Below are 8,181 nucleotides of genomic sequence, written 5' to 3'. Positions count from 1 at the left end.
TCCGCGGGGCTGGCGGTGAGCCTCCTCGGCTGCGCCTGCGGGGTCTCACCTGTCCAGCGTTTCCCGCAGGAGTCGAGCACCTTCCGCTCCAATCAACTAACGAAAAGTTTGACTTTCATAAAGGAAATGTGGAGATTTCTTATGCCACTGCTTTTTCATTCGTTGCAGTGACTGATTTTATTTAATAGTCCTCTACTCTTTTTAAACTGATGGTCACAAACCATTTTGCCCTGTCAACTACTTACTACGTTAGAGGGTGAAGGGACTGCGTAGACTCTTACGGAAAACGGGCGTGCCGAGACCCCGGAAGCGGTTTTTGCTGAGAAGGATCGGCCGAACGTCCGTGGAAAGCGGGACTGTTCCCTTCACCCTCCTGCACCACACCCTATATGACAAAGCATTCGCATCTGTGTATGAAAAGCAACAATCTTAGCGAAAACAGCCTTATTGTAATAATCATTTGAAATTCATATACTATTTGGAGGTGATTTCTTCTTTGGAAACGTATACATACTGGTGAATACGAGGAGGAGCACCAGTTTACCTGTGTGTCATCCTCATTACAATCAATACTTTTTAGCCTAAATACTTTCTTTTTGGGGCTTTTTCATTTAAAATGCGCATTAAGTGATTTTTTTGGAAATCACACCTTAGTTCTGAAAGGAGTCTACTATGAAGAAACTATTAACGACTTTACTATTAGCACTATTAACAATTGGACTAGCCGCTTGCGGTTCGGATGAGGAGAGCCAAAAAGCTGACGATAAACCGAAAACAGAAGCCTCTGACAAAAAGGCACAAGAAGAGCAAGCGAAGAAGATGGAAGAAATGCAAAAGAAAATGGATGAACAAAAGGTAGAGAAAGATAAGGTCGTTGCCATTGTCAACGATGAAAAAATCAAAGGTGAAGACTTCAACAACGTGTTGACTCAATCACAGATGCAGTACCAACAAATGGGTCAGGATCCAACGAGTAAGGATGCAGTTAAGAAGATCAAAGATCAAACCATCGATAGCCTTGTAGGACAAACCCTTCTTATGCAACAAGCAGACGAAAAGGGCTATAAGGCATCTGAGGATGAAATCAATAAACAGTTGGAAGAAGTGAAAAAGCAATACAAAGATGAAAAGCAATTCGAAGAAGCCATGAAGAAAGCCGGATTTACGATGGATGAGCTGAAAACCCAGATTGCTGAAAATATTAAATATACGAACTATGTTGATAAAGAAATCAAGGTAGACGAAGTAACCGAAGATGAAATGAAGAAATTCTATGATCAATATGCCAGCCAACAAGGCAGTGAGCAATCTAAGGATGCACCGAAGTATGAAGATGTAAAACCACAGATCAAAACACAGCTGGAACAACAGAAGAAACAAGAAAAACTTGTTCAGCATGTCGAAGATTTAAAGAAAAATGCTAAAATTGATGTGAAAATCTAACTCATTTCAGAAAGCCGCCCTCAAAAGGCGGCTTTCTTTTTTTATCCTTTTAGAGGTTTTCTGCTTTCCAGAGGGGGTAAGGTATAAGAACCGATCATTATAAGGAGGAACATGCATCATGTCTAAAAATACCACCAATCATAACCCTGAGAATGCTGACAAGGACGAAGAAAGTATCCTCGACCAGCATGAGAGTGAGCAAAACGTCGACCCTATTCCAATTGACGAACTAAAAAAAGACCAGCAGGACGAAAAGAAAAAACACGATACGAAAGACGAATGAATAGAGCCCTGCGGGAATCCCACAGGGCTCTTCATTCTATTATTTAGATAACCAATCCGTATGGAAGGTGCCTTCTTTGTCTATTCGCTGATACGTATGGGCACCGAAATAATCCCTCTGGGCTTGAAGCAGATTTGCCGGAAGCGATTCAGATCGATAGCTATCATAATATGCCAATGCACTGGCAAGGCCTGGTACAGGAATACCCAATTTGATGGCTGTGGCCACAACCTCCCTGGCTTCATCCTGATAATTCTCTACAATTTCCTTGAAGTAAGGATCAAGGAGCAGATTCGTTAAGCCTGGTTCACGGTCATAGGCATTCTTGATTTCTTCCAGGAAACCAGCGCGGATGATGCAACCACCTCTGAAGATCATAGAAATTTCGCCTGGTTTCAAATTCCAATTGTACTCATCTGAAGCCGATTGAAGCTGTGCAAACCCTTGAGCATATGAACAGATTTTACTTAAGTACAATGCCTTACGAATCATCTCGATGAATTCCTGTTTGTCTCCTTTAAATTCTTTATTCTTAGGACCCCTCAGGATCTTGCTTGCCTTCACACGTTCTTCCTTCATTGCTGAGATGAAGCGTGCAAAAACGGATTCGGTGATGATCGACAATGGTACACCTAATTCAAGAGAGCTGATGCTCGTCCATTTCCCGGTACCCTTTTGCCCGGCAGTATCCAAAATGACATCGACAAGAGGCTTGCCTGTTTCTTCATCCACCTTTGTAAAGATATCTGCGGTGATTTCAATCAGATAGCTGTCGAGTTCACCTTCATTCCACTCTTTGAAAATCTCATGAAGCTCATTTGCATTTAAACCAAGTACATTTTTCATCAGATAATACGCTTCACAAATGAGCTGCATATCACTGTACTCAATTCCGTTATGTACCATTTTCACATAATGGCCGGATCCATCAGGACCTATGTATGTACTGCAGGCATCTCCTTTTACTTTTGCTGCAATGGCAGTGAGGAAAGGTTCAACCAGATCATACGCTTCTTTCTGACCACTTGGCATAATCGCAGGGCCATATAGGGCACCTTCTTCTCCACCTGAAACTCCTGCTCCAATGAAGTTAATTCCCTTTTCATCCAAATCCTTGTTGCGGCGGATTGTATCCTCGTAATACGTGTTACCACCATCAATGAGAATATCGCCTTTATCCAGGTGAGGAAGCAATGAATCAATTGCTTTATCAGTAATATCCCCGGCAGGTACCATGATCAATATTTTACGTGGTACTTCCAAGGATTGTACAAATTCATTTACTTCATGAGTTCCAACCAGATTCTTTCCCTTATGCTCATCCAGTACCTCTCTTACCTTTTCATCTGACACATCATATATAGAAACTGAATAGCCCCTGCTTTCAAAATTCAGAGCAAGGCTCTTACCCATTACTCCGACTCCAACGACTCCTATTTGTTGTTTTGTCATAAACGATCATTCCTTTCAATACGAATAAATACAACTCTTCACCGTTATTATTATAATACGAAATAAATTTTCGTGGTGGATTTTTATGAAATAATATTTTTTTATTTCATTAATTGAGTTAAAATTATTTTCACAGATGTCCCATAGGAGGTTTCTTTAACCATGGATGAAAACGCTCAACATTGTTTTCCACGAATCCGTTCTCATTATTCGAAACTTAGTCAAAAAGAAAAGATGATTGCTGATTTTATTATTGCTAATCCTGAAAAAATTATCCACACAACCATCAGTGGTGTCGCAGAGTATCTTGGTATTGCAGATGCCACAGTTTTCAGATTCTGCAAACGATTGGGCTATAAAGGCTACCAGGCAATGAAAATTTCATTGGCTTCTGATATTGTGACGCCGATTAAAGATATCCATGAAACCATCAATGAACAAGATTCAGAAGGCGTGATCGCCCAAAAAGTTTTCCGATCCAATATGAGGAGCCTCGAAGACTCATTGAGGATATTGGATGAGGAAGCCTTCCAAAAAGCAGTTCATGCAATGCTTCATGCAAGAAGAACCGAATTCTACGGTACAGGGGGATCCGGTTTTATTGCCATGGATGCCCATCATAAGTTCCTAAGAACAGGGATGGCCACTACCGCCTATAATGATTCCCATATGCAACTGATATCGGCTTCTCAGCTAACAGAAGAAGATGTGATCGTCTTTATCTCTCACTCAGGAGCGAACAAAGATTTATTGGAAGTATTGGAGGTTGCAAAGAAAAATCGTATTAAGACCATTGCCATCACCCACTTCGCTAAATCTCCTTTAAGCAACAGAGTGGACATTCCACTATTCACAGTCTCACAGGAAACCGAGTACCGTGGAGAAGCACTGGCTTCAAGAATCAGTCAGCTGAGTATCGTTGACGCCCTTTATGTAAACATCATGAAGAAACGAAAAGAACTTTCCAAAGCCTCCCTGCAAAAATTACGTGACGCGATATCCATTAAAAAGGTATAGCCAAATAGAGGGACGGACCTTTCAAGGTCCGTCCCTCTTCTCCATTCCCTTAAAATCCCCATAAAAAAACAGGCTCACGAATGAGCCTGTTCTTGAAGTTGTAAAGTTAGATTATGCTTTACGTACGTTAGCTGCTTGTGGTCCACGAGCACCTTGTTCAACGTCGAAAGATACTTCTTGACCTTCGTCAAGAGATTTGAAACCTTCACCTTGAATCGCTGAGAAGTGTACGAATACGTCGTCTCCACCTTCTACTTCGATGAATCCGAAACCTTTTTCTGCGTTAAACCATTTTACTTTACCATTTTCCATGTTTGTTGCCTCCTAAAGTGCATTTGAGCACCATGTATTACTATTCTTGCGATATCAGGTGAAAACCAAATCGTGTTCTTCCCTCGTATACCGGACAAAAATAATTCTTTTATAGAATAACAGTAATGAAACAAATAAGCAAGTTCTTGAAGGAGAAGTTTTGAAAGTCAGACCTCCTACATAATTGTACTGAATACCGTGATCAGTATATGTCTTTTTAACCCATTCACTTGTTTTCCCCCTCTTTCATTCAACGATATCGACCTTTTGGCGGATGTAACCGTTTTACTAATATAAACACTCATGGGGTTCTAAAATCAGGGGAAAACTGTGGTATAATGAACAAAGATGAAAGGGAGTGCCCAATGAAATCCACAAAAAATCGGTTTAGCAATGGTTCTATGGTGACAATCAAGGAAACTGGCGAAACAGTGACAGTAATGAAGTGGCAATATGTAAAAAACATGAAGCGGTATTCATATATCGTAAAAGAACATCCAGGCACATTTTATTTTGAAGAGGAACTGGAATTAAAATAAAAATGCTATCATCTTAATAATTATTTTGACAGGGACTCTCTCATGAACACAGCAGAGTCCTTTTTCATTCCCATTGCACATTTGACGTCAAAAAACCTGCATCCTAAAGGATGCAGGCTTTTCCATATGTATGACCTGTGAGGGATTCGAACCCACGACCCCTTCCCTGTCAAGGAAGTGCTCTCCCACTGAGCTAACAAGTCGCGATGCAAGGTACATATTCTATTATATTCATATAATGAGAATTGTCAATGACTTATCGTAAATTTTTTCTGAATTCATCTTCCAATGCATAAAAGAACACCTGTTCGCATATACTATTTGTATCAATAACACCCGGGGTGCCCAATGTTGATCAAAATTCAGCGTTCTTTGATAGAACGACAGCCGATTGAAATGATTTATATGAATGCAAGGCTTGAATGTACCAAGAGAAAGGTACTGGTAAGGAGAATTGAAAAAGACTATATCACCGCTTACTGCTTCTTCAGAAATGATATTCGCAGGTTTAAAATTCAAGACATTTTGGCAGTTTCTTATCCCCCCACCCTCCGCTGATCCTACCAATACAAAAGGCTGAACCCATAGTGGGCTCAGCCTTGATTTATTTTATGCTGTTGCTCTTGTTGGTGTCTTATCTTCTCTCTTAATGAAAAATTGCAGTGCAAGCATGATTCCAAATAAAACCAAACCAATGATATCAGACATGCCTTCTGGATAAATGAGTAATAATCCTGCAGCTACGCAAAGGAATCGTTCGATGACGAATACTCTACGATACCAATAACCGATCATACCTGCCCCAATCGCCATCATCCCGGTCACGGCCGTAAAGACAACCCATATCAGCCTCGGGATGGTTGTATCGATCATCAACAATTCCGGGGACAATACGAACATGTAAGGTATGATAAAAGCGGCAATGGCCAACTTAGCAGAATTGACCCCTGTCCGTATCGGTTCTCCTCCCGACACCCCGGCGGCGGCAAAGGCAGCCAGTGCCACAGGCGGCGTGATATCAGCAATGATACCGAAATAAAATACGAATAAGTGAGCGGCTAACTCAGGTGCTCCCAATAATATGATTGCAGGAGCAGCGATCGTGGATGTGATGACATAGTTCGCCGTAGTTGGAGAACCCATGCCGAGTACAATCGACGCAATCATCGTAAACACCAATGTTAGGATCAGCTTACCTTCGGTGGAATTGGTAAGATCCGCTGCCAGGTCAACCAGACCATTCGCAAGGGTCAACCCTAGACCAGTCTTAGTCACGACCCCTACGATCATACCTGCTGCGGCTGTTGCCACTGCTACAGACAAAGCTGTCCTCGCCCCGTCCACAAGCGCATCTACCGCATCCCTGAAACCGATTCTTGTATCTTTCCTAATCGCACTAATGGCGACTGTGGCAACAATAGACCAAAGTGCCGCACGCATGACGCTCATTCCGCTCACTAACAAAATGATGACCGTTAGGATTGGAAGCAGCAAGTAAATTTTCTTGAACACTTCTTTACGGTCTGGCATCTCATCATCGGATAAACCCCGAAGGCCGATCCGCTTCGCTTCAAAGTGTGTCATGATCCAGATACCTGTGAAATAAAGAATGGCTGGAATAGAGGCAGCCTTGGCAATATCCCAATACGAAATACCGCCGATGAATTCCACCATCAGGAAAGCAGCAGCTCCCATGATCGGTGGCATCAACTGACCACCGGTTGAAGCGGCAGCCTCTACCCCGCCGGCAAACTCTTTACGATACCCCAGTTTTTTCATCATAGGGATTGTGAAGGAACCCGATGTCACGACGTTCGCAACGGAGCTCCCGCTGATGGTCCCTTGAAGGGCACTGGAGAAGATCGCAACCTTTGCAGGTCCTCCGACACGTTTACCAGCAATGGACACGGCCAAATCATTAAAATACTGACCGACGCCAGTCTTCACAAGGAATGCCCCAAACAATAAGAATAAGAAGATGAATGTGGCTGAAACATATAATGGTGTCCCCAAGATCCCTTCACTTGTGAAGAACATCGTTTTCACGATATCGTCCCAATCATAACCCCTGTGAGCCAGGAATCCAGGCATCAACCTGCCATAATACATATATAGGATAAATGCAGATGCGATGATCGTAATCGGTAACCCCACCGCACGTCGAGTAGCTTCCAATACAAGAATCATAGCAGCGAAACCGACATAAAAGTCCAGTTGAGTCATCAATCCGACCCTGCTGACGATATCATCCTGCATGATCGGCCAGTATGCACCAATTCCTACAGAAATGGCTGAAAGTACAATATCATACCAGGCAATCTTGTCTTTCTTCAAATATTTCTTGCGGGCAGGAAATAACAGAAACACTAATGAAAGGGCGAACCCTAAGTGTATAGACAAAAGCAATTGCCGTGGGATGAATTGGAAGATGGATGCTACTAATTGAAATAAAGAAAATGCCAATAACCCGAAGAATATTATCCATTTGAACGTTCCGTGATGGAATTTCCTGGTGGAAGATTCCGGATCGTATTTTTCAAGTAACTCTTGTTGTTGCTCTGCAGTCAAAGATTCAAACTCTTTATCTTTTTCCAACTACAGTCACTCCTTTCCACTGGTTGTAAAGTGATTGTTTCTTCAATTGAACCCGAACGACAGACCCTTTATCAAAATAGTCTGCTAAAGGATATTCCCTCCCGTCAAGCACGAGACGGTGATTCGCGACGACTTGGCCAATCCTGATATCAATGTAAGGAAACACTCTCTCCATATTAGAAATTAAATACTTGCCTTCCTTCGTCACTTCAAAGATTTCATTTCCTTCTGCATTGGCCGGCATACCAATGGCAGTATCTTCATAAAGTAATTTAGTTTGTTGAATTTGATTTGAGGATGTCGTCACATAAAACTCTTCTACTTCTGATAAATGAATAGAGTGAGTATATCGAACCGAAAACGAATGATTGTCGGTGAGGCTGAAAAGGACAGAGTCCCCTGTTGTACTTCTCGGTTCTACAACCAAAAAGGTATGTAAGGGTATAAAAAGGCTGAATCCGATACATAGAATCAGGAGAATTGCTCCCAGGGATGTATATTTCCTCATAAAGAATTCCCCACCATTCCATTGTTAGGCTT

10 protein-coding genes and 1 tRNA gene are annotated in these 8,181 nt (G+C 42.0%); 6 read left to right on the top strand and 5 right to left on the bottom strand.

Going from position 1 to position 8,181, the window contains the following annotated elements; genetic code table 11:
• From KYJ26_RS20170 to KYJ26_RS20160, 3 genes are all read left to right on the top strand, one after another.
• Positions 1-185, top strand: a 185-nt coding sequence (locus KYJ26_RS20170; RefSeq protein ID WP_219169448.1) for a hypothetical protein, incomplete at its 5' end; no start/stop codon positions are given.
• 487 nt (positions 186-672) lie between these two features.
• A complete protein-coding gene (locus KYJ26_RS20165) occupies positions 673-1,443 on the top strand; it encodes a SurA N-terminal domain-containing protein (RefSeq protein ID WP_219169447.1) in 771 nt (256 codons plus the stop codon).
• A 118-nt stretch (positions 1,444-1,561) separates the two neighbouring features.
• Positions 1,562-1,726, top strand: a complete 165-nt coding sequence (locus KYJ26_RS20160; protein WP_219169445.1) for a hypothetical protein — start codon at positions 1,562-1,564, stop codon at positions 1,724-1,726.
• 39 nt (positions 1,727-1,765) lie between these two features.
• Here KYJ26_RS20160 and gndA read toward each other — a convergent pair whose 3' ends face one another.
• The gene (gene gndA, locus KYJ26_RS20155; RefSeq protein WP_219169443.1) at positions 1,766-3,178 is read right to left on the bottom strand and encodes an NADP-dependent phosphogluconate dehydrogenase; all 1,413 of its coding nucleotides are present in this window, start codon (positions 3,176-3,178) and stop codon (positions 1,766-1,768) included.
• 162 nt (positions 3,179-3,340) lie between these two features.
• On the opposite strand from gndA, the gene KYJ26_RS20150 reads away from it, so the two are divergent.
• A complete protein-coding gene (locus KYJ26_RS20150; protein WP_219169441.1) occupies positions 3,341-4,195 on the top strand; it encodes a MurR/RpiR family transcriptional regulator in 855 nt (284 codons plus the stop codon).
• Positions 4,196-4,306: 111 nt separating this feature from the next.
• On the opposite strand, the gene KYJ26_RS20145 is transcribed toward KYJ26_RS20150, so the two are convergent.
• Entirely contained in the window at positions 4,307-4,507 is a 201-nt protein-coding gene (locus tag KYJ26_RS20145) for a cold-shock protein (protein ID WP_034763533.1), read from the bottom strand.
• Positions 4,508-4,872: 365 nt separating this feature from the next.
• On the opposite strand from KYJ26_RS20145, the gene KYJ26_RS20140 reads away from it, so the two are divergent.
• Positions 4,873-5,046 (top strand): hypothetical protein, encoded by a 174-nt coding sequence (locus tag KYJ26_RS20140; protein WP_219169439.1) that lies wholly within the window; start codon positions 4,873-4,875, stop codon positions 5,044-5,046.
• A 131-nt stretch (positions 5,047-5,177) separates the two neighbouring features.
• Here KYJ26_RS20140 and KYJ26_RS20135 read toward each other — a convergent pair.
• Positions 5,178-5,249: transfer RNA gene (locus KYJ26_RS20135), tRNA-Val, on the bottom strand.
• 145 nt (positions 5,250-5,394) lie between these two features.
• Between KYJ26_RS20135 and KYJ26_RS24450 the strand changes: the two genes are divergently transcribed.
• Positions 5,395-5,604, top strand: coding sequence for a hypothetical protein (locus tag KYJ26_RS24450; RefSeq protein ID WP_472691174.1), 210 nt, complete (start codon positions 5,395-5,397; stop codon positions 5,602-5,604).
• A 51-nt stretch (positions 5,605-5,655) separates the two neighbouring features.
• Here the strand turns inward: KYJ26_RS24450 and KYJ26_RS20130 are convergent, their stop codons facing one another.
• Positions 5,656-7,641 carry a TRAP transporter permease gene (locus KYJ26_RS20130; protein WP_219169437.1) on the bottom strand — a complete coding sequence of 662 codons (1,986 nt, stop codon included), beginning with the start codon at positions 7,639-7,641 and terminating at the stop codon, positions 5,656-5,658.
• On the bottom strand, positions 7,628-8,149 hold the full coding sequence (locus tag KYJ26_RS20125; protein WP_219169435.1) for a DUF1850 domain-containing protein: 522 nt from the start codon (positions 8,147-8,149) through the stop codon (positions 7,628-7,630). The genes KYJ26_RS20130 and KYJ26_RS20125 overlap by 14 nt, the downstream gene beginning before the upstream one ends.
• Positions 8,150-8,181 lie beyond the last annotated feature (32 nt).

It is taken from the genome of Rossellomorea orangium, from assembly GCF_019334305.1.
Classification (GTDB): domain Bacteria; phylum Bacillota; class Bacilli; order Bacillales; family Bacillaceae_B; genus Rossellomorea.
Note: the sequence above shows the minus strand (reverse complement) of the source record. Positions and strands in the feature narration are given on the sequence as shown.